General features: G+C 67.0%; 21 protein-coding genes. 5 read left to right on the top strand and 16 right to left on the bottom strand.

All coding sequences use genetic code 11. The annotated features are described in order from the left end of the window. The first annotated feature begins 58 nt into the window (after positions 1-58). A complete protein-coding gene (locus ACFTR6_RS12280; protein ID WP_076799581.1) occupies positions 59-418 on the top strand; it encodes a nuclear transport factor 2 family protein in 360 nt (119 codons plus the stop codon). Positions 419-469: 51 nt separating this feature from the next. On the opposite strand, the gene ACFTR6_RS12275 is transcribed toward ACFTR6_RS12280, so the two are convergent. Beyond that, positions 470-1,114 (bottom strand): LysE family translocator, encoded by a 645-nt coding sequence (locus ACFTR6_RS12275; protein WP_087872817.1) that lies wholly within the window; start codon positions 1,112-1,114, stop codon positions 470-472. 104 nt (positions 1,115-1,218) lie between these two features. Here ACFTR6_RS12275 and ACFTR6_RS12270 point away from each other — a divergent pair, with 104 nt between their 5' ends. Continuing rightward, positions 1,219-1,674 carry an Lrp/AsnC family transcriptional regulator gene (locus tag ACFTR6_RS12270; RefSeq protein WP_087872818.1) on the top strand — a complete coding sequence of 152 codons (456 nt, stop codon included), beginning with the start codon at positions 1,219-1,221 and terminating at the stop codon, positions 1,672-1,674. An 87-nt stretch (positions 1,675-1,761) separates the two neighbouring features. Here ACFTR6_RS12270 and ACFTR6_RS12265 read toward each other — a convergent pair whose 3' ends face one another. Both ACFTR6_RS12265 and ACFTR6_RS12260 read right to left on the bottom strand, forming a co-directional pair. Beyond that, positions 1,762-4,476 (bottom strand): FG-GAP repeat domain-containing protein, encoded by a 2,715-nt coding sequence (locus ACFTR6_RS12265; RefSeq protein ID WP_377958120.1) that lies wholly within the window; start codon positions 4,474-4,476, stop codon positions 1,762-1,764. Positions 4,477-4,661: 185 nt separating this feature from the next. Continuing rightward, positions 4,662-5,120 carry an Lrp/AsnC family transcriptional regulator gene (locus ACFTR6_RS12260; protein WP_172411669.1) on the bottom strand — a complete coding sequence of 153 codons (459 nt, stop codon included), beginning with the start codon at positions 5,118-5,120 and terminating at the stop codon, positions 4,662-4,664. A gap of 370 nt (positions 5,121-5,490) precedes the next feature. On the opposite strand from ACFTR6_RS12260, the gene gluQRS reads away from it, so the two are divergent. After that, entirely contained in the window at positions 5,491-6,372 is an 882-nt protein-coding gene (gene gluQRS, locus ACFTR6_RS12255) for a tRNA glutamyl-Q(34) synthetase GluQRS (protein WP_377958119.1), read from the top strand. 39 nt (positions 6,373-6,411) lie between these two features. On the opposite strand, the gene ACFTR6_RS12250 is transcribed toward gluQRS, so the two are convergent. From ACFTR6_RS12250 to ACFTR6_RS12205, 10 genes are all read right to left on the bottom strand, one after another. Beyond that, positions 6,412-7,662: a low temperature requirement protein A gene (locus ACFTR6_RS12250; RefSeq protein WP_377958118.1), complete on the bottom strand. Its 1,251-nt coding sequence runs from the start codon at positions 7,660-7,662 to the stop codon at positions 6,412-6,414. A gap of 114 nt (positions 7,663-7,776) precedes the next feature. Beyond that, positions 7,777-9,102 (bottom strand): ATP-binding protein, encoded by a 1,326-nt coding sequence (locus ACFTR6_RS12245; RefSeq protein ID WP_076799588.1) that lies wholly within the window; start codon positions 9,100-9,102, stop codon positions 7,777-7,779. A gap of 124 nt (positions 9,103-9,226) precedes the next feature. Next, positions 9,227-9,751 (bottom strand): universal stress protein, encoded by a 525-nt coding sequence (locus ACFTR6_RS12240; protein ID WP_377958117.1) that lies wholly within the window; start codon positions 9,749-9,751, stop codon positions 9,227-9,229. An 81-nt stretch (positions 9,752-9,832) separates the two neighbouring features. Next, positions 9,833-11,209, bottom strand: a complete 1,377-nt coding sequence (locus ACFTR6_RS12235; protein WP_377958116.1) for a rhodanese-like domain-containing protein — start codon at positions 11,207-11,209, stop codon at positions 9,833-9,835. A gap of 228 nt (positions 11,210-11,437) precedes the next feature. Next, positions 11,438-12,817, bottom strand: a complete 1,380-nt coding sequence (locus ACFTR6_RS12230) for an FAD-binding oxidoreductase (protein ID WP_377958115.1) — start codon at positions 12,815-12,817, stop codon at positions 11,438-11,440. A 406-nt stretch (positions 12,818-13,223) separates the two neighbouring features. After that, a complete protein-coding gene (locus ACFTR6_RS12225) occupies positions 13,224-14,741 on the bottom strand; it encodes an amino acid permease (protein WP_076799592.1) in 1,518 nt (505 codons plus the stop codon). Between the two features lie 37 nt (positions 14,742-14,778). Further along, the gene (locus ACFTR6_RS12220) at positions 14,779-16,212 is read right to left on the bottom strand and encodes an aspartate ammonia-lyase (protein ID WP_076799594.1); all 1,434 of its coding nucleotides are present in this window, start codon (positions 16,210-16,212) and stop codon (positions 14,779-14,781) included. A gap of 9 nt (positions 16,213-16,221) precedes the next feature. Next, positions 16,222-17,307: an asparaginase gene (locus ACFTR6_RS12215; protein WP_377958114.1), complete on the bottom strand. Its 1,086-nt coding sequence runs from the start codon at positions 17,305-17,307 to the stop codon at positions 16,222-16,224. 33 nt (positions 17,308-17,340) lie between these two features. Continuing rightward, the gene (locus ACFTR6_RS12210) at positions 17,341-18,057 is read right to left on the bottom strand and encodes a FadR/GntR family transcriptional regulator (RefSeq protein WP_377958113.1); all 717 of its coding nucleotides are present in this window, start codon (positions 18,055-18,057) and stop codon (positions 17,341-17,343) included. A 79-nt stretch (positions 18,058-18,136) separates the two neighbouring features. Next, on the bottom strand, positions 18,137-18,376 hold the full coding sequence (locus ACFTR6_RS12205) for an HAD-IA family hydrolase (RefSeq protein WP_377958112.1): 240 nt from the start codon (positions 18,374-18,376) through the stop codon (positions 18,137-18,139). Positions 18,377-18,491: 115 nt separating this feature from the next. Between ACFTR6_RS12205 and ACFTR6_RS12200 the strand changes: the two genes are divergently transcribed. Beyond that, positions 18,492-18,821 carry a type II toxin-antitoxin system Y4mF family antitoxin gene (locus tag ACFTR6_RS12200; protein ID WP_087872827.1) on the top strand — a complete coding sequence of 110 codons (330 nt, stop codon included), beginning with the start codon at positions 18,492-18,494 and terminating at the stop codon, positions 18,819-18,821. Then, a complete protein-coding gene (locus tag ACFTR6_RS12195; protein WP_377958111.1) occupies positions 18,818-20,086 on the top strand; it encodes a type II toxin-antitoxin system HipA family toxin in 1,269 nt (422 codons plus the stop codon). Before ACFTR6_RS12200 ends, ACFTR6_RS12195 begins: the two co-directional genes overlap by 4 nt. A gap of 11 nt (positions 20,087-20,097) precedes the next feature. Here ACFTR6_RS12195 and ACFTR6_RS12190 read toward each other — a convergent pair whose 3' ends face one another. The 3 genes from ACFTR6_RS12190 to ACFTR6_RS12180 all read right to left on the bottom strand — a co-directional run bounded on the left by ACFTR6_RS12190 (position 20,098) and on the right by ACFTR6_RS12180 (position 22,138). Next, entirely contained in the window at positions 20,098-21,048 is a 951-nt protein-coding gene (locus ACFTR6_RS12190; RefSeq protein ID WP_377958110.1) for a hypothetical protein, read from the bottom strand. A gap of 26 nt (positions 21,049-21,074) precedes the next feature. Continuing rightward, positions 21,075-21,692: a uracil-DNA glycosylase gene (locus ACFTR6_RS12185; RefSeq protein ID WP_076799605.1), complete on the bottom strand. Its 618-nt coding sequence runs from the start codon at positions 21,690-21,692 to the stop codon at positions 21,075-21,077. A 122-nt stretch (positions 21,693-21,814) separates the two neighbouring features. Then, complete coding sequence (locus ACFTR6_RS12180) at positions 21,815-22,138, bottom strand: hypothetical protein (RefSeq protein ID WP_377958109.1); 324 nt, start codon at positions 22,136-22,138, stop codon at positions 21,815-21,817. Positions 22,139-22,270 lie beyond the last annotated feature (132 nt).

The following is a 22,270-nucleotide window of genomic DNA, read 5'->3' as shown; positions in this document are numbered from 1 at the left end:
GCGTTGCCGGCACCGGCAGCCTCTTGTGGGCGGCAGGGGGCCGCGCTACAACGGAGCCATGACTGACGCAATCAGGCAGTGGATGGAAAAGTACATCGCGGCGTGGGAAACGAATGACCCGGAGGACATCCGCGCCCTCTTCACCGAGGAGGCCGTCTACGCCACCCGGCCCTATGACCCCGACCCGTGGCGTGGCCGGGAACAGATCGTGGAACGCTGGATCGGCTCGGCGGACGAGCCCGAAGACTGGAGGTTCGAGTGGTCCCTGCTGGGCTCCGACGGGGACCTCGCGTTTGTGCAGGGCCGCACCACGTACCTTGATGACCGGCCCAACTACGAGAACCTGTGGGTCATCCGGCTCGATCCGGACGGGCGGGCGTCAAGCTTCACCGAGTGGTTCATGGAGCAAAAAGTCTGACCCGGCTTCCGGGCGGGCCGGCTTAGCCCGCGGCTTACGCGAGCCGCAGGCTCAGCCGAACCGCAGGGCCGGAAGCAGCTGTTCGGACAGCAGCGCGGCGCCAAGGACCACCATGATGATCCCGCTGGCCAGCGTGACGCTGCGGGCCGCGTTCGGTCGGGACTGCAGGAGCTTCCGCGAGAGCAGCGCCACGCACGTGTATACGAGGGCCGCAAGCAGCACGAACGTCAGGCCCAGCAGGCCGGACTGCACCGGCACCGGCAATGGCGCATCAGCGCTGACGAACTGCGGCACGAGGGCCAGGAAGAACAGCAGCCCCTTGGGGTTGATGCCGCTGGTGCCCATCCCCTGCAGGAAGGAGCGGAGCTGGTTCTGCCCCGGATTTCCGACGGCGGCCGCTGAGCTGAAGCTCGCACCGCGCCACGACCGGATGGTGACGGTTCCCAGCCACAGCAGGTAGAGCGCGCCGGCCACGGTGATCCAGCCCAGCAGGCCCGGCACGCTTGCCAGGACTGCGGCCAGCCCCACGACCATGAGGAGCGTGTGCAGCACGTATCCGCTGCACAGCCCGGCCACCGCGGGCACAAAACTCCGGCGGCCGAGGCCGGCCGTGATGGAGTAGGCCCAGTCCACTCCCGGGGTGCAGGCCAGAGCGGCCGCGACCACGATGAAGGCGAGGAAAAGCTGGGGATTCATGGCGGGCTCCTGCGTGTTTGGCGGTATGAAAAGCCTAGGCAAAACCGCGCCAGATGTGCTTTCAAATTTCGCGCGGATCGCTGCTGCAGGAGTAAGATTTTTGCGTGATCGACCACATCGATAGAAGTATTTTGCGGCACCTCAAGGAGGACGGCAGAATTACTGCCACGGCGCTGGCCTCGAAGGTGGGGCTGACCGTGGCCCCTTGCCACCGCCGGCTCCGCGACCTCGAGCAGTCCGGCGTGATCCGCGGCTATAAGGCGGACATTGACCCGGCCGCCGTCGGGCTTGGCTTTGAGGCGATTGTGTTCGTGACCCTCCGGCAGGTGGACCGCCCCACCATGGAAATCTTCGAGAACAGGGTGGCGGAGAACCCGAACATCGTGGAGGCGCAGCGGCTGTTCGGTTCCCCGGATTACCTGCTGAAGGTGATCGCTGCGGACCTGCCCTCCTACCAGCGCTTCTACGACAGCGAACTGACGGTCCTGCCGGGGGTGGAACGGCTGACCTCAACACTCGTGATGAAGAACCTGAAATCCAACGCAGGGCCGCCGGTGTAGCCGACAGGCCGAAAGAACACTTGGGGCCCCTGATCCGTGTGGATCAGGGGCCCCAAGTGTTCGCTCGCGCTGGACTGTCTCCCCTGCTCAGCGGGGGTTCAGCACGACGTTCTGGAAGGCGCCCTTCCCGGTGCCGGTGTGGAGCCAGAGGGCTCCGTCGGCCGACACGGAAACGACGTTCGGGTTGCCCGTTCCGGCGAAGCGGCCCACGCTGGCCAGGGACTTGTAGGCGTTCCAGCCGGTGCCCAGCTGGCTGCTGGCGAGGAAGCCGGACGCGCCGTTCCCGGGGTAGAGCCAGAGCGTGCCGTCAGTCTTAGCGGCCATCAGGTCAGCCTTCCCGTCACCGCTGAAGTCATTGGCCGCGATGACCTGGCTGAAGCCTGCCCAGCCGGAGCCGATCTGCTTCGGGGCAAGGAAACTGCCAGTCCCGTTGCCGGGGTACAGCAACAGCTTGCCGTCGGTGGTCTGTCCGATGACGTCCGTCTTCCCGTCGCCGGAGAAATCGCCGGGGGCGAGGAACCGGGCGAAGACCTGCCAGCCCAGGCCAACCTTCTTAGGGGTCTGGAAGACGCCCGTTCCGGTCGTGGGGTAGAGCCACAGCGAGCCGTCGGGCTTCCTGGCCAGGAGGTCGGGACCGCCGGCGCCGTTGAAGTTTCCGGCGGACACCACCTGGTCGAAGACCTGCCAGCCGGTGCCGATCTGCCGGGATGTGCGGAACCCGCCCGAGCCGTTGCCGGGGTAGAGCCGCAGGGCGCCCTGGGTGGTGCGGGCCAGGATGTCGGGTTTGCCGTCGCCGTCGAAATCGCCGGCTTCCCAGACCTGGCTAAAGCCGCCCCAGCCGCTGCCGATCTTCAGCTTGGTCGCGAAACCGCCGCTGCCGTTGCCCGCGTAGGCGGTGATCGCGCCGGTGGTGCTGGCAGACAGGACGTCCGTGAGCCCGTCAGAGGTGAAGTCCTGGCCGGCGATCAGCTGGGTGCTGCCCCAGCCTGTGGCCAGGGTCCGGCGGGCCAGGAAGCCGCCGGTGCCGTTGCCCGGGTACAGGTAGACCGTCCCGGTGCTGGAGCGGGCGAGCAGGCCGGGACCCGTGGCGAGTCCTCCCGCCGCGGTGACGGCGGTGAAGCCGTTCCATCCGGAGCCGATCTGCGTGACAGCCAGGAACCCTCCGGTGCCGTTGCCGGGGTACAGCCACAGCGTTCCGTCGGTGCGCATGGCCAGCAGGTCGGCACGCTTGTCGCCGGTGAAATCACCGGGGGCGATGATGCGGAGGAAGCCCTCCCAGCCGGACCCGATCTGCTTGCGGGCCAGGAAACCGCCGGTGCCACTGCCGGGGTACAGCCACAGATCTCCGTTGGATGTCCGGGCAATGAGGTCCGTTTTCCCGTCGCCGTTGAAGTCACCGTTGCCGAAGACGGTGTTGAAGCTGTTCCAGCCCGTGCCGATCTTCACGGCCGTTCCGAGCTTGTTGCCGCCCAGGCCGGGGAGCAGCAGGAGCGAACCGTCCGCTTCGCGGGAGATCAGGTCCGGTCGTCCGTCGCCGTTGAAGTCGCCGGCGGAGAACTGGATCTTGGTGTACCGGGCAGGGTCGGCGTCGATGGTCACAGTGGCCGACGTGGCCGTGACGGAGTTGACCGTGACCCGGGTACCCGCGTGCGTTCTGAACGTGCTCCCGGCCTGCCAGGTGTGGTTGGTGGCGTAGGACGCGCTGAACGGAATGGTGGACGGCATCAGCACCAGGGAGGACGCGGCTGTGGCGCCGCCGCGCTGGACCACCTTCACGCCGCGGTTGCCGGAAGGCCCGCTGGCCAGGTAGGTGTCGTAGCCGGCAGGCTGCCGGAGCTCCAGGTAGTAGACCTCCCTGCTGACCGGGTCGGTGAACTTCACTGCCCGGTAGGCCTGCTTCGTGTCGCCCCAGGGCTTCAGTGTGTAACTCTTCACGCCTGAGGCCACGCCGAGGTCGCGGATGTCGGTGGCAGCGCCCAGGCCCTTGGCGTCCCAGAAGGGCGAGCTGATCACCGGCATGCTCGAGCTGGAAAGCCCCATCACGTCCGTGCTGTCCCCGTATTCCCGGATGTAGCAGGAGGAGTCGGTGAACTGTCCGGTGCTCGTCACGCCCACGTCGGAAACACCGCTGGCGCACTGCAGGGCGTCCGCGTGCATGGATCCCAGCACGTGTCCGAACTCGTGAGCCATCACGCTGTTGGTGACGCCGCTGATCTGCGGCATCAGCACGCGGCCGCTGTTGCCGGAGCTACTGAAGCCGAAGCCCCAAGCACCACCGGCGAGCGTGGACGTCGGGACAAAAACCACCAGGGCCTTGTTGGTGGCGTAGGCCCACTTCAGCTCGGCGGTGATCTTGTCCATCATGTCGTAGTAGGAGTCCGTCGACCTGGCCGTCTTGGAGGCATGCGTTGTCCGCTCGGTCACGGTCATGGAGATGCGGCCGCCGGACATCGCCTTCCAGTAATTGCTGGAAGCCGCCACCGCCGCTTCGGCCTGGGTCATTGAAACCACGCCTTTGTTGTCCACCAGGGTGGCGACGACGAGCTTGACCGAGAGAGGAGCCGTCGCTGTCCCGCCCGCCTCGGCCTGCAGGGCCAGTCCTTCCCGCGGACCATCCGTGGGTACACCCATTGCGGATTCGTAGACGTGGTGCTCGTGCTCCGAAGTGGACTCGACCGGCAGGGACGTGCCGCTTCCGGAAGGGTCTGTGGCCGCGGTAGCGGCGGCGGGCAGCGAGACGAGGCCCGCGGCGAGAACCAGCAAACCGGTGACCGACGCGATTGAACGGGAAAAAGAGCGCATTGAGTTCCTAATTGAGACCGACCCCCCGGCGGAGACCCTGAGTGAACAATGCATCCCCCGCTTGCCCAGCGCTGCGGCGGATGCGGAATCAGGCTACCGTAGCCATCGCAGGACAGCCGCCGGAATATCCGCAGTTTTCCCCAATGATTAGCGCAATATCGGCGCGCCGCCCCCGGCGGATCGAATCAGTGTTCTAGGAGACCGGTGGTCCGGTAGGGAATCACCTCACGCAGGAACATGCTGGTGGATGTCCGCACGATTCCCGGGCAGAGCCGGATCTCCTCGGAAACCCGGTACAGGTCATCGGGGCTCGTGGCCACCACCCGGATCAGCAGGTCCGTATCGCCGGCAGGGGCGTGGCATTCCAGCACCTCGGGGATTTCACGGAGCGCGGCGATGGCCTCGTTGAGATGGCTCTGGTCCAGTTCGGCGCTGACCGCAGCAGCAACACCCCGGCCCAGGGCCGCAGGCAGCACCCGGCTGCTGTTGGGCCGGAGGGCGCCCGACGCCGTCATCCGCTCCAGGCGGGACTGTACAGTTCCACGGGCCAGGCCCAGCCGCTGCGACAGGACCATGATGGGCAGCCGGGGATCCTCGTCCAGGGCGGCAAGGATTCGCCTGTCAATGGCGTCGAGCTGCTGCAATCTGATCACTTCCTGTCCGCTTCCGCGCGCACGACTGGTCGTATTGACCACTGCGACCCGTGCCTGTTGCGCCTACTGTAGGGCTTCTGCTCAGATAGTGGCAACGCAGGCGGTGGTTACCCCCACAGCCGGCAGGCTACAGGTTCCCGGCACACCACCCGGATCCCTGGACCACGCTTCCCGCAAGGACGCCGCCGCTGATTGACACTTGTTCACGCATTCGTCTTTCCGCAAGAAGTGCCTCGCTTCCCTGACGGAGTTCCGTCCGGGACAGGCACGGCAAGAGCCCCTGAGCCACCGATTCCCGGCCAACGCCCGGAGTGCGCGGTAGCTGAGGGGCTCTTGTGGTGTTCGGCATAGGGTGGAGGGCATGACTCGTGCAGGCCGTTTCGCCCCCAGCCCGTCCGGTGAGCTGCATGTGGGAAACCTCCGGACGGCCATCCTTGCCTGGCTCTTTGCCCGCTCCACCGGCCGGCGGTTTCTGCTGCGCGTCGAGGACCTCGACCGGGCACGGGCAGGGGCCGAGGCCGTGCAGCTGCGCGACCTGGCCGCCGTCGGAGTGACCTGGGACGGCGCGGTGGTGCGCCAGACAGACCGCGAGCCGCTCTACACGGCAGCCATCGGACAGCTGGCGGCCGCCGGTCTGACGTATGAATGCTTCTGCACCCGCCGTGAAATCCAGGAGGCGCCCTCTGCCCCGCATGCGCCGCAGGGTGCCTACCCCGGAACCTGCCGGGAACTGTCGGCGGCGGAGCTTGAATTCAAACGTTCCACGCGCCCGGCGGCCATCCGGCTGCGTTCCTCGGTCACGGAATGGACCGCGGAGGATGTGCTGCACGGGCCGTTCACCGGAATGGTGGATGACTTTGTGCTGCGCCGGAACGACGGCGTGACCGCGTACAACCTGGCCGTGGTGGTGGATGATGCCGAGCAGGGCATAGACCAGGTGGTCCGGGGCGACGACCTCCTGCCCTCAACGCCCCGGCAGGCATATTTGGCCTCCCTGCTGAATATGCCCGTTCCGGAATACGCCCACGTGCCGCTGGTAGTGAATGCCGACGGCGCGCGGCTGGCCAAGCGGGACGGGGCGGTCACCCTCGGTGACCTGGCCGCCGTCGGAATCCCCGCGGAAGCCTTACGCCGAACCATCCTGGAGTCGCTGGGCCTGCCGGGCCCGTCACTCGAGGAGGCCCTGCGGGAGTTCAAGCCTGCCGCGCTGCCGCGCGAACCCTGGGTGTGGACCGGTTTGTAGTGGCGGGTCCGCTGCCGGGACTGTCCAGACCCGTGGGCTTCAGGCGGTCTTGTGCCGGTGCTCCATCTTCTCCAGCGCGGCGTGCAGCAGGTCCGTACTCCGGCGTTCATCGATGACGATCGAGGCGCCGAGCCCAGCCACGATGATCAGCAGGCAGACGGGAACGGAAACGCCCGCGGCCGCCAGTGCCACGCTTGCTGCGAGCACAAGCAAAACGCCCGTGGTCACGGCGATGAGGGTGCGGTCGACGCACGTCATCACGCTGAAGAGGGCTGTCAGCGAGACTTTGAACAGTGCAACGGGAATGGCGATTGTGGCGACTGCCGCGGCGGCGCTGATGTGCGCGGCATGGTCGATGTAATACGCCGCGACGTGCAGGCCTGCCCCGGTGGCGGCAATGGCGGCGAAGATCGGAATGTGGCCGTAGCCGAAGAAGTACGAGCGGTGCCGCTGCAGGTGCAGGGCCCGGCCGGCAGGCAGGATGAAGTAGATCCACCACATGCCGAAGGCGAGGGCCGTGCCGCCGACACCCACCAGGGCCGCATCAACAGACCAGCCGTGGTTGGACACGATGGCCCGGAGAGTGGCGACTGCGCCAATCAGGCACTCACCGAGGGCAATGATGGCCAGCAGGCCGTAGCGTTCGGCAATGTGGTGGGCATGCCAGGGAGTTCTTGCGTTCCGCTCGGCCCAGTACGGGGTGCCCAGTTCCAGGACATACAGCGGTGCGATCATCAGGAAGGTGGTCAGCACGTCGGCCTGGATGAACAGCACCGCGACCCACCCCAGCTGGACCACTGCCAGGTAGCGGGCGTAGCGCAGGCACGTCGTCCGCCGGGCCGGGTCCTGCCTGGCGGCGCGCAGCCACTGGGAGATCAGTGCCAGCCGCATGATGATGTAGCCGCCCACAATGATGGTGTTGTCCACGTACTTCCCCTCAACGAGGGAGTGGAACATGGGTTCGATCCCCATGGTCAGGACCAGGACGCCCAGCAGCTGGACCATGGTGACCACCCGGAACACCCAGTCGTCAGTGTCGTACGCGCTGGCGAACCAGGTGAAGTTGATCCAGGCCCAGATCACCGCAAACATCGCAAAGGAAAAGCCGAGCAGGCCGACGCCGAAGCGAGCCTCCGCAATCTCATGCGCAAACTGGTTGCCAGCCACGCCGAAGGCGATTACGAAGGTCAGGTCGAAGAAGAGTTCCAGGGGGGTGGCTGTCCGGTGAGGCTGGTGCGGGTCGCGGCCGCCCATGCGGGCCACCGCGTGCCGGAGGGGATTAGAGGGCATGGATCAAAGGTATCGCGGGTTCCCCACCCTGCAACGCGGAGTCATTTAGCGCCCAATCCAGGCCCTGAATTGGGCCGTATCTGACTCCGCGTTGCTTTGGAAGACCCGGGCAGCCTAGACCCGGCCCAGGGCGTCGATGTCCTCCAGGAACTCCTGGTGCACCTCTTCGCTGACGGTGGTGCGCGTGTCCGCGATGGCATCGAGGTAGTCCTCGGTGGTAGGACCCTTCCGGACCGCCTCGCGGACGGAAACGCCGCCCCCGGAAGCCAGCCCGCCGTCGCCGCCATTGCCGTAGACGGATTTCTCCAGCGCCCGCTGGGAGGCACTGCGTGCCGCAAACTCAATATCCGCAGGGGAGAAGCCCTTGGTGCGGTCCACGAGCTGCTCCACGTCCACGTCGTCCACCACGGCGGCGGGGATGAAGCGCTGCCACATGGCTTCGCGGGCCTGCGGGTCGGGCAGGCCGATGGGGATCACGTAGTCGAACCGCCCGTGCCGCAGGAAGGCGGAGTCGAGCGCGCGGATGAAGTTGGTGGCGCACACCAGCAGGCGGCCCGGCTGCTCGCGGAAGGCCGGGATGATCTTGAGCAGTTCGTTGGTGACGCCCTGCAGCGGCGAGGGCGGGTCGCCGGCGCGCTGGGACGCGATCTCCTCCACCTCGTCGATGAACACCACCGCGTGCTCGAGTTCCGAGATCTCCAGGAAGGTCTCCCGCAGCGCGCCGGCCAGGCCCTTGGGGTCCGAGGCCAGCCGGGACGGAAAGACCTCCACGAACGGCCACTCCAGCCGGGAGGCGATGGCCTTGGCGAACGTGGTCTTGCCGGTGCCCGGCGGCCCGAACAGCACCACGGCCCGCGGCGGCACCACACCGAATTCGTCGGCGAGGTCGGCCTCGGCCAGCGGCAGGACCAGGCGGCGCTCCAGCAGCTCCTTCTCACGGCGCATGCCGGCCACGTTCTCCCACAGGTTCCGGGCGAGGATGCGGCCGCCCAGCTGGCCCAGGGGCTCGAGTTCCTGGCGCTGCACGGGGATGGTGCGCTCGAAATAGCGCAGGTTCTTCTTGAGCACGAAGCCGCGGCTCAGGAAGGCCTCCACCCGGGTCTCCAGCTCGGGCATCAGGGCGGAAAGCTTGTTCAGTCCGTGCGGGGCCATCCGGTTTTCGACGGCGGCCAGCAGCGAGGTGCCGATGCCCCGGCCGCGGAACTCGGGCAGCGTGGCCAGGAAGACGATCCAGCCCTGGTCATGCGCGGCACGGCCGACGGCGGCGCCCACCACCTGCTCGCCCTGCACCGCGACCACGGCGTGGTCCTTTTCGCAGGAGGCCAGCACCTCCGAGAGTGCATAGACAGGCTCGACGTTGGTGGCCTTCAGCGACTCCCAGAGGTGCAGGATGCCGTCCAGGTCCGCGGAGTGGAAGTCCCGGATCCGCCAGTTGGTCATGAGGTATCTCCCGTGGTTCGACGTTGAGCCATTTTTGAGCTGCCTGGTTTTCGGGCTGCTCAGCCGAGCATAGGCGATGGCACGCCGGCACGGGGTTGCAGGTGCGTTGCGTTACGGGGACGCGTCAGCGTGTGGCCGCGTCTGTTGTTGTGCCGTGCGCCATGCCTTGGTTGGCATCCTTGGAGGCGGCGCCCCTGCGGAAATGGTGGGTACGGTGGTGGTCATCCTTGGTGTGCACCACCAGGACCGGGCACTCGGCATGTGCCACGCAGGCGGTGCTTACCGAGCCCAGATGCAGCCCCATGAACCCGCCATGGCCGCGGCGCCCCACCACCAGCATCGCCGCGCCGGCCGACGCCTCCACCAGAGTCGCCGGGGCCGGGCCGCGCACCAGTTCACTGGTCAGCGTTTCAGGGACATCCGGCCCGTACGCCTTCTCGAGGGACTCGGCAAGGACCTTGGCCGCCGAGGCCTCGAACGCCTCGAAATCCGGCGGGATGTACCCGGCATACATTTCCGGGAAGTGCCAGCAGGCCACGGCATGGACATGGGCGCCCAGGCCGGGTGCCAGCCGGGCCGCCAGACGGAGGGCCTCCACCGAGGAGTCCGAACCGTCCACGCCAACAACCACTTTGCCTTCAGCATCCATCGTTGTTCTCCTTTGCAACATCGACTTTGCAACACTGGACTTTGCAATCCGGGCCGGACGCCCCGGTTACGGATAGCGCGGTTACCTCCGCTGCAGCGGCTGCATCTGCATCTGCAATGCGACGCCGGCGGCCGCGGCGTCCCGGAACCGGGCATCGATCTGCACCACGTCCCGGCCTGCCCGCTGCAGCAGGCTGGCCGCCACGCCGGCACGGTAGCCGCTGGCGCAGTGCACCCAAAGGCGGCCATCGGGCAGGTCGCCAAGGCGGTCCAGCAGCTCGTGCAGCGGGACGTTTATGGCACCGGCGAGGTGGGACTTGGTGAACTCGTCTTCACGTCGGACGTCAAGGATGATGTCGCCGTCGGGCTTTTCATGGACGACGGCGGGCCAGCCGGCCCGGGGATAGGAGGCAACCGGAGCGCGCGGGGCGAGTTCGCGGGGTTCTGTTCCCACCGCGGCATCAGGACGGTCGATGCCGATGCGGGAAAGGTCCCGCACTGCGTTTTGCAGGTCTTCGCGGTCACCAACGAGCGTCAGCTTCTCGCCCCACGGCAGGACCCAGCCTAGGTAGGAGCTGAAGCTCCCGCCCGAGCCGTACTCGAAGCTGACGGTGCCCTGCAGGTGGTTGCTGGCGAACAGCATGCGGTGGCGCAGGTCAACCACCCACTCGCCCCTGGCCAGCCGGTCCGTCAGTTCCTCGGCGCCGAGTGACTCCGGCAGGCTGAGGTCAGCCGGCTCGGGGCCGGTCATGTTGATGGGGGCCATGTGCGCGTAATAGGACGGGTAGGCGGACAGATTGGCCATGAGCTCCGCCGCGAAGTGCTCCGGATCGGGGTCCGTCAGTGCGTGGTTGGCTGTCCGCTGCTCCGCGATGGTTGAGGCATCCGCGCGGGTGGCCGGGCCGATCGAACAGAACGAGCCGAACCCGTGGGTGGGGTAGAGCGCGGCATCGGGACCGGCTTCTTCCGCGAGCCGGTGCACGGACGCATACTGGTCCCGTGTCAGGCCGGGGGTGTCTCCGGGGCCGAGGAGATCGGTGCGCCCCACGGAACCGAAGAGCAGGCTCCCGCCCGAGAACACTGCACGGGCACGTCCATCCGTGACGATGTAGGACAGGTGCGTGTGGGTGTGTCCCGGAGTTGCCACGGCCCGGAGGATGAGCCCGCCGATCTGCACTTCCTGCCCGTCCGCCACGGGTTCCCGTTCATAGCCCACCGGATCAGCGGCGTTCACCAGATACTTGGCGCCGTGGGCGCGCGCGAGGATCAGGCCGCCGGTGAGGTAGTCGTTGTGGACGTGGGTTTCGGCCACGTGGGTGATCTGCACCCCGGCCTTCCGTGCGGCCTCCTCGATGCGGTCCGTGTCCCGCTGGGCATCAACCACCAGCCCCACGCGGCCGTCGTGGACCAGGTAGCTGCGGTCCCCTAGCTGCGGGGTTTCGATGACGACGACGTCCATTGATCCGGCCCTTCGGTGCACCGGAGCGGCACCGCCCACCGCGGGCCACACCCCGGATGCCTCAATGGTAGGCCGATTGGGATCAGATGTAGCCCGCTGAACTTGAGTTCCCGGCATTTCTGCGCCGCTTTCCCGGTGGGGCTGGCTGCCGGGCCGGGCCGCGGCGTCGGCGTCCTCAGGGAGAGGAAAGCGGTGCAGAAGAGGCCGGTTATGCGGGCTGTCACAGGGTCAGCCGGCTGCTGGTTTGATGTTCTGGTTGACGTGGAACAGGTTGCCGGGGTCGTATTTGGCCTTCACCTGGGCCAGCCGGGCGTAGTTTCCCGCATAGTTGTCCTCGATGTGGGGCTGGTCGTCGGCATCGAGAAAGTTCACGTAGCCCGCGCCGGCACCATGGGCGTGGAGTTCACTGTGGTAGTCCCGCACCCACTTCGTATTCGCTTCGTTGTCGGCGGGGTCCTCCCACATGCCGGCGATGGCCACTGCGAAGTTGACGTCCCTGTACGGGAAAGCCGTCTCATCCCGGCCAACCCGCTGGGCGGCCCCATTAATCGGGTAGTAGTGGTTGGCCGTCTGGACGCTTGGAATGGCCCTTGCGAACTTCTCGGCAACGCGGATGGCGTCATCATTGAGCTGCGGCAGGAACTCTGCTTTCCAGTAGGCCTGCAGGCCCTTGGGAAGCATCGGGTCGAAAAGTGTGTTGAGGACCGTGTAGGGAAGCGGTCCCACGAAAGAGCCGGCAACGGGTGCTATCTCGAGGAACTTCTGCCAGTGGCGCTCGCCCTCGTCATGGGGGCCGGTCCAGCCGCCCACCAGGACCACCACGGGCTTTCCGTGATACTCCTCCGGCAAGAACGGGACGGGTGGCCCCTGGTGGAAGCCCAGGAACACACCCATGTCCTCAGGTGCCGTGGCGATGTACTCCCGGTAAAACCGGGCCACAGTGTCCGCATGCTCCAGCAGGTAGATGATCACGCCGCCGTAGAGAAGATCTACGGGATGCAGGTTGAACTCAAGCGAAGTCACGACGCCGAAGTTGCCGGTTCCGCCGCGAAGCGCCCAGAAGAGGTCCTCATTTTCCCTTGCGCTGGCGACCACGAAGTTCCCGTCGGCTGTCACAACGTCAGCCGACCTGAGGTTGTCGCACGACAGGCCGTACTTCCGGGCGAGGTACCCGATCCCTCCGCCCAGGGTAAGCCCTGCAACGCCGGTCGATCCGATGATGCCGCCCGTGGTGGCCATGCCGAAGGCGCTTGTTGCATGGTTGAAGTCCGCCCATGTCGTTCCGGCTTCGGCCCGTGCCGTGGACGTGGCAGGGTCCACGCGCACTCCTCGGCAGCCGGCAAAGTCGAGGACGAGGCCGCCGTCGCAGGTCCCAAACCCGGGCGCACTGTGGCCGCCGCCGCGCAGTGCCAGGTCCAAGCCTTGGTCACGCGCGAAATTCACGCCGGCAATGACGTCCGCTACTTGCGACACGCGCAGGATCGCCGCAGGGCGTTTGTCGATCGTTCCGTTGTAGACAGCCCGGGCGTCGTCGTAGTCTGCCTGGTCAGTCGTGATGACTTGGCCCCGCACTTTCTCCTGCAGGGTTTGGAAGGAGCTGCTGTCCATGGGGTACTCCGATTCATCCGGGGCGCTGGTCCCGGGACCTGGTACGCAGCCGGGGTGCGGCGGCGCACGGTTGCTGTGATTGCAGCCGGTGTGGGCGGGCATCATGCAGGGGTAACGGCCAGGACGGTGGCCGTCCACACCGGCAGAGACCGGATGCACCTTGGCAGGCGGCAACGTCGCGCGGTCTGCCGTGGCGTGATTCGGATACGGGGCTGATGCCCGCATCGACGGGTGATGGGCGGGCGGCCCAAAGGGTTACAGCATGGCCAGTAAGGTACTCCTGCCCCAAACAGCGGTCAACATCCGAAACCAAACGGCTTAAGCGCGAACGGACACTTGTGGCCCTTCGGGTTGGGGCCACAAGTGTCCGTTCGCGCTATGTTGCTGGGAGGTGCTGCCTCGCGGGTTAGATCCGGTCCGCGCCGCCCGGGCCGGGGCGGTTGGCGACCACGGGGGACATGCCGGTGAAACCTTCACGGGCCTCGGCGATCTCGTGGATCCGCTTGCGGCAGGCATACCAGCCGGCCACCATGAGCGCGATGGCGATGAGCGTGACCACGAGGGTCAGCGGCGAGTCGATGAAGACCATGACCAGCACGCCGACCAGGAACAGCAGGGACAGGTAGCCGGTGTAGGGGGCACCGAACATCCGGAAGGAGGGGCGCTTGAGCCAGCCCTTGTCCGCCCAGCGCTTGAGCTGGAGCTGGCACAGGACGATGGTGGCCCAGGTGACGATGATGCCTACGGAGGCGATGTTCAGGACGATCTCGAAGGCCTGGGACGGGACGAGGTAGTTCAGCGGAACGCCCAGCAGGGAGACGCCGGCGGTGATGGCGATGCCGCCGTAGGGGACGCCGGCCTTGTTCATGCGCTGGGCGAACTTCGGGGCGGAGCCGGCCACGGACATGGAACGCAGGATCCGGCCGGTGGAGTAAAGGCCGGCGTTGAGCGAGGACAGGGCCGCGGTGAGGACCACGAGGTTCATGATGACGTCCACGCCCTGGATGCCGATGGAGCCGAAGAACGTCACGAAGGGGCTGACACCCTTTTCGTAGGACGTGTAGGGCAGTAGCAGGGCCAGCAGGATGACGGAGCCAACGTAGAAGACGGCGATCCGGAAGACCACGGAGTTGATGGCCTTGGGCATGATCTTTTCCGGGTTTTCGGTTTCGCCGGCGGCGGTGCCGACGAGTTCGATGGAGGCGTAGGCGAACAGGACGCCCTGCATCAGGATGATCATGGGCAGCAGGCCGTTGGGGAAGATGCCGCCGTTGTCGGTGATGAGGCTGAAGCCGACCTCCTGGCCGGCCACCGGGGTACCGAAGATGACGAAGTAGGTGCCAACGATCAGGAACGCGACCAGTGCGGCAACCTTGATCAGGGCGAACCAGAATTCAAGCTCGCCGAAGACCTTGACCGAGACAAGGTTCAGGGCGAGCACCACGACGAGCGCGATCAGCGCCCAGGCCCACTGGGGCACCGCGCCGATCCAGGGGACGTAGTTGCCGAAGAAGTTCATGTACAGCGCTGCGGCGGTGATGTCCACGATGGTGGTGGTGGCCCAGTTGATCCAGTAGAACCAGCCGGAGACGAAGGCCGCCTTCTCGCCGAAGAACTCGCGGGCGTAGGAGACGAACGAGCCCGACGACGGGCGGTGCAGCACCAGTTCACCGAGGGCACGGAGGATGAGGAAGGCGAAGAAACCGCAGACGGCGTACGCGATGACCAGGGACGGTCCGGCGGCGTTGAGCCGGCCGCCGGCGCCGAGGAACAGCCCTGTTCCGATCGCACCGCCGATGGCGATCATCTGGATCTGCCGCGGCTTCAGGCTTTTGTGGTAGCCCTTGTCTTCGGCATGGAGAAGGGTCTCAGTGGCATGCGCCTGGGCCGGGACCGTATGGTCCGTGATGGGTTGGTTACTCATGGGGGTCCTTTGATTTCCTGTTGGGGGAGGAATCTTGCTACTTGCTGAGGTTGGCAAGGCGTTCGGGGCTCAGGAGCTCCTGCAGCTGGGTTTCGGTGAGCAGGCCGTGTTCCAGGACCAGCTCGGCCACGCCGCGGCCGGTGGCCAGGGCTTCCTGCGCGATGGCGGTGGCGGTGGCGTAGCCCAGGTGCGGATTGAGCGCGGTCACCAGGCCGATCGACTGTTCCACGGTGAGGCGGAGCCGTTCGGTGTTGGCGGTGATGCCGGTGACGCAGCGGGCCGTAAGCGTGCGGCAGGCCGCCTCGAGGTGCGAGATGCTCTTGTGCAGGCTGTGCACGATGACCGGTTCGAAGGCGTTGAGCTGGAGCTGCCCGGCCTCGGCGGCCATGGTGATGGTGACGTCGTTGCCGATGACCTCGTAGGCCACCTGGCTGACCACTTCCGGGATCACCGGGTTGATCTTGCCGGGCATGATGGAGGAGCCGGACTGGACGGCAGGCAGGTTGATCTCGCCAAGGCCGGCACGCGGTCCGGAGGACAGCAGGCGGAGGTCGTTGCAGATCTTGGACAGCTTGACGGCCACGCGCTTGAGCACGCCGGAGAGGTGGACGAACGCGCCCACGTCCTGGGTGGCCTCGATGAGGTCGACGGCGGTGACCAGCGGCAGCCCGGTGATCTCGGCAAGGTGGCGGCAGGCGGCCTCTGCATAGCCGGCAGGGGCGTTGAGCCCGGTGCCGATCGCGGTGGCGCCGAGGTTGATCTCGTGGATGAGCAGGTCCGCTTCTGCCAGCCGCTGCCGGTCCTCGCCGATGGTCACGGCATAGGTGCCGAATTCCTGGCCCAGGGTCATGGGAACGGCATCCTGGAGCTGGGTGCGGCCCATTTTCACCACGGTCCGGAACTCCATGGCCTTTTCCGCGAACGCCTCCTCGAGTTCCGCCAGCGCTGAGAGCAGCTCGCGGGCGGCGAAGATCGTGCCGAGTTTCACCGCTGTGGGGTAGACATCGTTGGTGGACTGGCTGAGGTTCACGTGGTCGTTGGGGTGCAGCCGCGCGTAGTCGCCCTTGGGGTGGCCCAGGATTTCCAGGGCGCGGTTGGCGATGACCTCGTTGGCGTTCATGTTCGACGACGTTCCGGCCCCGCCCTGGATCACGTCCACGACGAACTGCTCGCTGAGTTCGCCGTTCATCACATCGGTGCAGGCCTGTTCGATGGCGGCGGCGCGTTCGGCGTCCAGCAGCCCGAGTTCCAGGTTGGTCCGGGCGGCCGCGAGCTTCACGGCGGCAAGGCCGCGGACCAGGTGCATGTTAGTGGAGAGCGGCTGGCCCGTGATGGGAAAGTTTTCCACCGCGCGGAGGGTGTGCACGCCCCAGTAGGCGCTGGCGGGAATGTCTCGGTCACCGAGCAGGTCGTGCTCGGAACGCGTGCCGGACAGGGGTGGGGCATCCGGCAGGGTCTGTGTTTCGGTCATGTGCAGTCCTTAAAGAACGTCGTCGGTCGGGGACAGGAAGGGAAAATCTGCGGCCTGCAGCAGGCCCACGGGGCGGCCACCGCCCAGGACCGCTCCGGTGGCGATGCCCGCAAGGGCGGAGGTGTCGACGTCGAGCGCCTCCAGCGCGCGGACGGTGACGGGCATCCGGGCCCGGTCACCGCCGTCGGAAATCTTGACGGCGACGGCGCGGCCGTCCGGCAGGCCCACCAGCTGGATGCCTTCGAAGCCGTCCTTGGCCAGCGCGCCGGGCAGGAGGCGCATCAGCTCCGTGACGTCGCGGCCCTCGCCGGCCACCATCTCCGGGTGGCGGCGCATGGAATGCGCGACGGCGGCTTCCGGGCTTTCGGCGGCGGCTGCACCGCCGTCGAACATTCCGTCCGGCAGGTCGGCGGAGGCGAGGCGGCCGAAGGCGCGGGCCATGCCCGCAAGAGTCAGGGCGAACAGGGGGGTGCCGCAGCCGTCGGTGCTGATGCCGGCAGGCTCCTCGCCGGTGAGTTCCGTGACGGTTTCGGCGACGAGCTGTTGCAGCGGGTGGGACGGGTCGAGGTAGCCCTGTACCGGCCAGCCGTTGATGACGCAGGTGGCGGCCATGGCGGCGTGTTTGCCGGAGCAGTTCTGTGCCAGCTGGGTGGGCCGGCCCCCGCCGCGCAGCCACTCCTCGCGTTCGCGGACGCCGTAGGGGAGGTCGGTGCTGTTTTCGAGGGCCGCGGGGGTGAGCCCGTGGAGCTCCAGGATGCGGCTGGCGCCGTCGAGGTGCCGGGCCGCACCGGAGTGGCTGGCCGCGGTGAGGGCCAGCAGGTCGGCGGGCAGGTCCAGTCCGGCGCGGACCATGGCCACGGACTGCAGGGGCTTGAGGGAGGACCGGGGGTAGAACGGGGCGCGGGGTTCGCCGGCGGAGAGCAGGGTGCGGCCGCCGGGCGCGGTGGCGACCAGGGAGCCGTAGTGCACGCTTTCGACCATGCCGTTCCGGGTCTGGAAGGCGAGGGGCTCGTGCTTCGGAAGACGTGCAGCGGAGGCTGCGGCATTTGCAGGCGCGGCCGATTGGGGGCTTGCGGGCATGGCGGGGGAGGGCATGGAGTCCTTGGGTGGTGGGTTTGCTGCTGGCGTTTACTGGTTGAGGATCGAATCGAGCGCTTCGCCGACGGCGCGCAGGTGCCCGGCCATCGCGGCGCTTGCGTCTCCCGCGGACCCGGCTTCGATGGCGTCGAGGATGAGTCGGTGCTCGACGTCGGAGGCGTGCTGGCGGTCGGCCACCATGTTAAGCGTTTCGGACTGGTGTGCGAGGGCGTCGCGGATGTCCGCCACCACGCTCTCGAACACCTTGTTGCCGCTGGCGCGGGCGATGGCTGCGTGGAAGGCTGAATCGAGCGCGACCCACGCTTCGGGATCTGTCTCCGCGGCCATGGACGCCATCATGCCGCGAAGGACTTCCAGGTCCTCGGCGGTGCGGCGCTCCGCGGCGAGGCCTGCTGCGGGAACTTCGATATGCGGACGCGCCTCGGTGAGGTCCCGGGCCGAGAACTGGCCGAGGATGAGGTCGTTGGTCACATGGTCGGCCACGACGAACGTTCCCCGTCCGGTCTTGGTCACTGTCAGGCCGAGCGCGGTGCAGGAGCGCAGCGCCTCGCGGATCACGGAACGGCTCACCCCATATTGCGAGGCCAGGGCGGCTTCCGAACTGAGCTTGGCGCCGACGGCCAGCTCGCCGCTTTGGATGTCGCCGCGGATGGCGTTGAAGACAGCTTCGGCCGCGCTGAGGCGGGCCAGCGGAAAGGTGCTGGATCCGGGTTGCTGTCCGGCTGTCCGGCTGTCTGACAGGTTCACGGTTAAGAATATGGCACGGGTCACAGCCGGGTGTCAAACGCCTGCCCTGTGGAGTCCGAAGCCAGCATCACGGGGCCGTCTACGGGGCCGTTCTGGTGCGATTGACCCAGACGGTGCGCAGGCCGGCGCGGGCCGCACCGTGGATGTCCCAGGGGTGCACCGCGACCAGCAGCATGTCATTCTCCTGGACTCCGCACTCCTGGGCTGCGTACCGGTAGGAGGATGGGTGGGGCTTCCATGCCTGTGCGTCCTCGACGGAGAGCACTCGGTCGAACTCTCCCCTGATCCCGCCTGTATCGGCTGCGAAGGAGGCGGCCAAGACGGCCGGTACGTTCGTTCCGATTCTGCTCTTGTGCGGAGGGTGAGTCGGGAGTACCTTGAAGCTAAGCAGCAAAACCGGCACGATCGTTCCTAGTCTTGGAGGAGGGGGAGCCGTGGCCAGCCCCTTTCCCGCCCAGCTCGCAGCGGCCGTGCGCACCCGCCGTGCCGACCTCCGGCTGAGCCAGCAGGACCTGGCCGACATGGCCGGAGTCTCCGAACGCTTCGTCCGCTTCGTAGAGCAGGGCAAGCCGAGCCTCCGCCTGGACACGCTGCTGGCGCTGCTGGATACGCTCGGGCTTGAGCTGCAGCTCGCCACCCGGACCAGTGCGGCAGCCCGCGCGCTGGTGGCACAGGCACTGGTGACCCAGCCGCCGTCGGCCTTTCCGCCGTCGTCCGCCCCGCCGGAAGGTGAAGACCCCGGCGAACGGGAGGACCGGCCGTGAGGCACCGCATCGCGGACATCTACAAGCGGGGTGTGCTGGCTGCTCGGCTGGAACGGCACGACGGCGGCACGAAGTTCAGTTATCTTCCTCCCTATCTGCAGAGCGGCCGCCCCGCCGTGGCGAGCTCGCTTCCGCTGTCACAGGAGCCCGTGCTCTCCGGAGCAGGGGCTGCCCCGCCGTACTTCACTGGCCTGCTGCCGGAGGGCCGGCGGCTGAACGCCTTGCGCCGGTCCATCAAGACCAGCGCCGATGACGACCTCTCGCTGCTCATCGCCGCGGGCGGAAACCCGGTGGGCGACGTCCAGATCGTGGGCCACGGGGAGCCGCTGGACCCGGAGGAGCACGCTGTCGAGGTGGATCCGCGCCGGCCTGTGGATTTCGATGAGCTGCTGGGGGACTCGGGCCTGATCGATCCGGTGGCGCTCGCCGGCGTGCAGGACAAGCTCTCCGCCGGAATGATTTCGATGCCCGTGGCCAGCGCCGGGCGCCGGTTCATCCTCAAGCTCAATGCCCCGGAATTCCCGCACGTGGTGGAGAACGAGTTCATCATGTTCCGCTACGCCGCGAAGCTGAGGATTCCGCTGAGCCGGGTGCAGCTGATGCGCGACGTCGTCGGCCGGCCCGGCCTGCTGGTGGAACGCTTCGACCGCGTGCCGCTGGGGAGCGGCGGCACCAACGATGATGACGCAGTGCAGCGCCTCGCCGTCGAGGACGGCGCCCAGGTGCTGAAGCTGTACCCGGCGGACAAGTACAACGTGGGCTTTGGTACGGTGTGCCATGCGCTCGCCGAATACTGCGCGGCGCCGCTGCCGGCGCTGCGGAACCTCGCCATCCAGGCCGCCTTCGCCCTGCTGAGCGGCAACGGTGACCTGCACGCGAAGAACGTGTCCATAGTGCAGCAGCCGCACGGCGAATGGTCCATCGCGCCCGTCTACGACATCCCCTCCACAGTGGTTTACGGGGACAAGACGCTCGCGCTGACCCTCGGGGGAAAGCGCAGCGGCATCTCCCGCAAGCACTTCCTGGCCTGGGCCACCGGGCTGGGGCTGCCTGAACGCACCGCCGCACAGGCCGTGGACCTGGCCCTGAAGGCCGCCGGCCCGCTGCTCGCGGACCTCGAAGCCGGGACGGCCTTTGCCTCTACCGCTGCCGTTTCAGCGGGCTCCCTTTCAACGGGCGACGGCGGCGCCTCGCCTTTTCCGGACATGGTCACCAGAGCGTGGGTCAAGGAGCTCAAGCACCGGCGGAGGCTGCTGGAGGGATAAGACCCGGAAATCTAGGGTTCCACACCGCCGTCGTACCATCGGAGCACCCGCAGTGCCCGAAGCGTATTCCATCGGCTCGGGCGTCCGTCGCCATCCTCCATGGCGAAGTGGATGCGGCCGGGGTGGGTGTTCTCGAGCAGCCAGGTGCCATCCGGGCGCCGTTTTGAGCGGAGCAGCCCGACGGCCTCGTCAAGGCGGCCGTCCGGAGGTCCGCATGAGTCCTGCAAGTACGCGTCCCGGAAGTAGTCAAGAGCGCGCAGCGCGTCATAGAACCAGCGGGTCGGATAGGAAAACCGGAGCCAGTCCGGATCCACGAGTTCCCCAGTGCTCTTGCGCCGGAGCAGCGCACGTTGCAGCAGGTACTCCTCGCCGCGCTTGCGGGCGGCAATGGATTCCGGAGTGCCGCCGGTGCCCCGCTCATGTTCCAGGAGCCCCTCCAGCACGTTGATGGTGGTTGCAAATGACGAGCGCACGGACCCCCGCTCCGCCTCGCAGTTCCAGCCGCCGTCAGTGAGTTGCTCGCCGAGGAGCCGCTGGACGATGCCGCCGACGTTCTCGCCGAAGTACGCCCCGAGGGCCACTGCCTTGCCATTGATGCAGGGCTCCACCTCGCCCTCAAAGAAGGGTTGGCCGCCCTCCTCCCAGCGGCTGTTCTCCCGAACTTTCCGGACAGCGGCGCGGGCTTCCCCGCTGCCAGGGTCGAGTCCGAGGTCGCGCAGAAGCAGCAGACTGTAGGTCGTGGCGGTCCACGGTTGGCCGGCCTCGGACCCATACGGAACCGGGAAGAACGTGCCGCCGTCCCACTGGCCGTCCTCGCCCTGCAGGGCGAGCAGGCGGGCACCCCAACCTTCCACCGCCACACGGGAACGTTCGGCGCGCACCTCTTCCGCGGGTGCATCCGTCAGGTCGCGCAGGACCTGCCACCGGATCGAAGGGTCGGAATCGAGCAGCCAGTCGAGCACGCTTTTCACCCGGCAGGGGCCGGCAGCTAAAGGTGCTGGATGCCCGCGCGCTGCATGGCGTCCTTGTAGACCTCCACGCTCTTGTTCAGGAGCTCCTCCTGCTTGGCCTCGGAAACGGCAAAGGCCCGCCCGCCGAGCGCGCTGGCCTTATAGATTTTGATGCCGTTGTTCTTGAGTGAGGAATGGTAGGTCTTCTCGAAGAGCGTCAGGAAGGTGGCGGCGTCAGTCCCGTGGGCGATGATGGCCGAGACCCGCCTGTTGATCTTCATGAACTGCCGGAAAGGACGGAGTCCATCGGTCTTTTCCTGGACGCTGAGGGCCGAGGGCATGTCCGGCTCCCGCACCCACGGGTAGGCATTCCACGGCATCACATACCGCGGATCCAGCTCGGCGAGCTCGTAGATCTGGGTGGCCCGGCGGGCGGCCTCGTCGTCGTTGAAATGGGACACGAAACCGGACTCAGTTCCCTTGCCCGGGCTGACCTGGAGGCTGACGATCCGGCATTCGTCCTCGTCATGGACGGGATCGATATAGGGAACGATCGATCCCGGCTTCTTCTCCATGAGTTCATCGCACAGTTGCGTCACTGCCGCGATGTTCGGTTCCTGTAACAGGGCTTTCTTTTCGTCCCAGTCAATCGTCACGATTACTCCCTAGCTGCAGAGCTTCCAAGAATCAGGCGTCTTAGGCCACTCTACGCTTGTGCCGGAGTGGGCGCGCGGGCAATTCCGACGGCGGCAGCCAGGTTACTCGGCCGGCAGCAAGGTTAGAGGTCGAGGCTCCAGTGAACCCGGATGGCCTCTGCGACCGGGCCGGTGCTGACATCGACCTGAAGCGCAACGGGCGCCGTTCCCGTCTCTTCGATGATGGCGTCACGGTACACGCGGCCGCACGACGGGCACAGGGTATAGAGGTCCTCGTCCTCGGGCCACATGGCCAACCCGGCGGGGACAGGTGCGTCACTGCCGCGGTAAACGGGGATGCCCTCCGAGTTGGCCTGGATCAAGCCCTCATTGCCGACGGTGTTGCCGCAGACGCAGGTGATGGTGGTGACATCATGATCGATGACCTGGGCGAATTCAGTGTCCATGTTGACCACTCCGGCGGTGAAGAGAACATCCGTTCTGGTTGTAGCTTATGCCTGCTGCTCCGGTACGGGCAGGGGTCCGCGGGAACGCCTCTCTTCCCAGCGCTGGCCAGAGGGTGCATCCTGTACGTGACA

The organism is Arthrobacter sp. NPDC057009 (genome assembly GCF_042673905.1).
Lineage (GTDB): Bacteria > Actinomycetota > Actinomycetes > Actinomycetales > Micrococcaceae > Arthrobacter.
The sequence above is the reverse complement of the archived record's forward strand: the minus strand, read 5'-3'. Positions and strand labels throughout refer to the sequence as shown.

Coding starts and splice junctions, on each gene's coding strand:
- ACFTR6_RS12280 (WP_076799581.1), top strand. CDS start 59: ATGACTGACGCAATCAGGCAGTGGATGGAAAAGTACATCGCGGCGTGG.
- ACFTR6_RS12275 (WP_087872817.1), bottom strand. CDS start 1,114: ATGAATCCCCAGCTTTTCCTCGCCTTCATCGTGGTCGCGGCCGCTCTG.
- ACFTR6_RS12265 (WP_377958120.1), bottom strand. CDS start 4,476: ATGCGCTCTTTTTCCCGTTCAATCGCGTCGGTCACCGGTTTGCTGGTT.
- gluQRS (WP_377958119.1), top strand. CDS start 5,491: ATGACTCGTGCAGGCCGTTTCGCCCCCAGCCCGTCCGGTGAGCTGCAT.
- ACFTR6_RS12250 (WP_377958118.1), bottom strand. CDS start 7,662: ATGCCCTCTAATCCCCTCCGGCACGCGGTGGCCCGCATGGGCGGCCGC.
- ACFTR6_RS12245 (WP_076799588.1), bottom strand. CDS start 9,102: ATGACCAACTGGCGGATCCGGGACTTCCACTCCGCGGACCTGGACGGC.
- ACFTR6_RS12240 (WP_377958117.1), bottom strand. CDS start 9,751: ATGGATGCTGAAGGCAAAGTGGTTGTTGGCGTGGACGGTTCGGACTCC.
- ACFTR6_RS12235 (WP_377958116.1), bottom strand. CDS start 11,209: ATGGACGTCGTCGTCATCGAAACCCCGCAGCTAGGGGACCGCAGCTAC.
- ACFTR6_RS12230 (WP_377958115.1), bottom strand. CDS start 12,817: ATGGACAGCAGCTCCTTCCAAACCCTGCAGGAGAAAGTGCGGGGCCAA.
- ACFTR6_RS12225 (WP_076799592.1), bottom strand. CDS start 14,741: ATGAGTAACCAACCCATCACGGACCATACGGTCCCGGCCCAGGCGCAT.
- ACFTR6_RS12220 (WP_076799594.1), bottom strand. CDS start 16,212: ATGACCGAAACACAGACCCTGCCGGATGCCCCACCCCTGTCCGGCACG.
- ACFTR6_RS12215 (WP_377958114.1), bottom strand. CDS start 17,307: ATGCCCTCCCCCGCCATGCCCGCAAGCCCCCAATCGGCCGCGCCTGCA.
- ACFTR6_RS12180 (WP_377958109.1), bottom strand. CDS start 22,138: ATGGACACTGAATTCGCCCAGGTCATCGATCATGATGTCACCACCATC.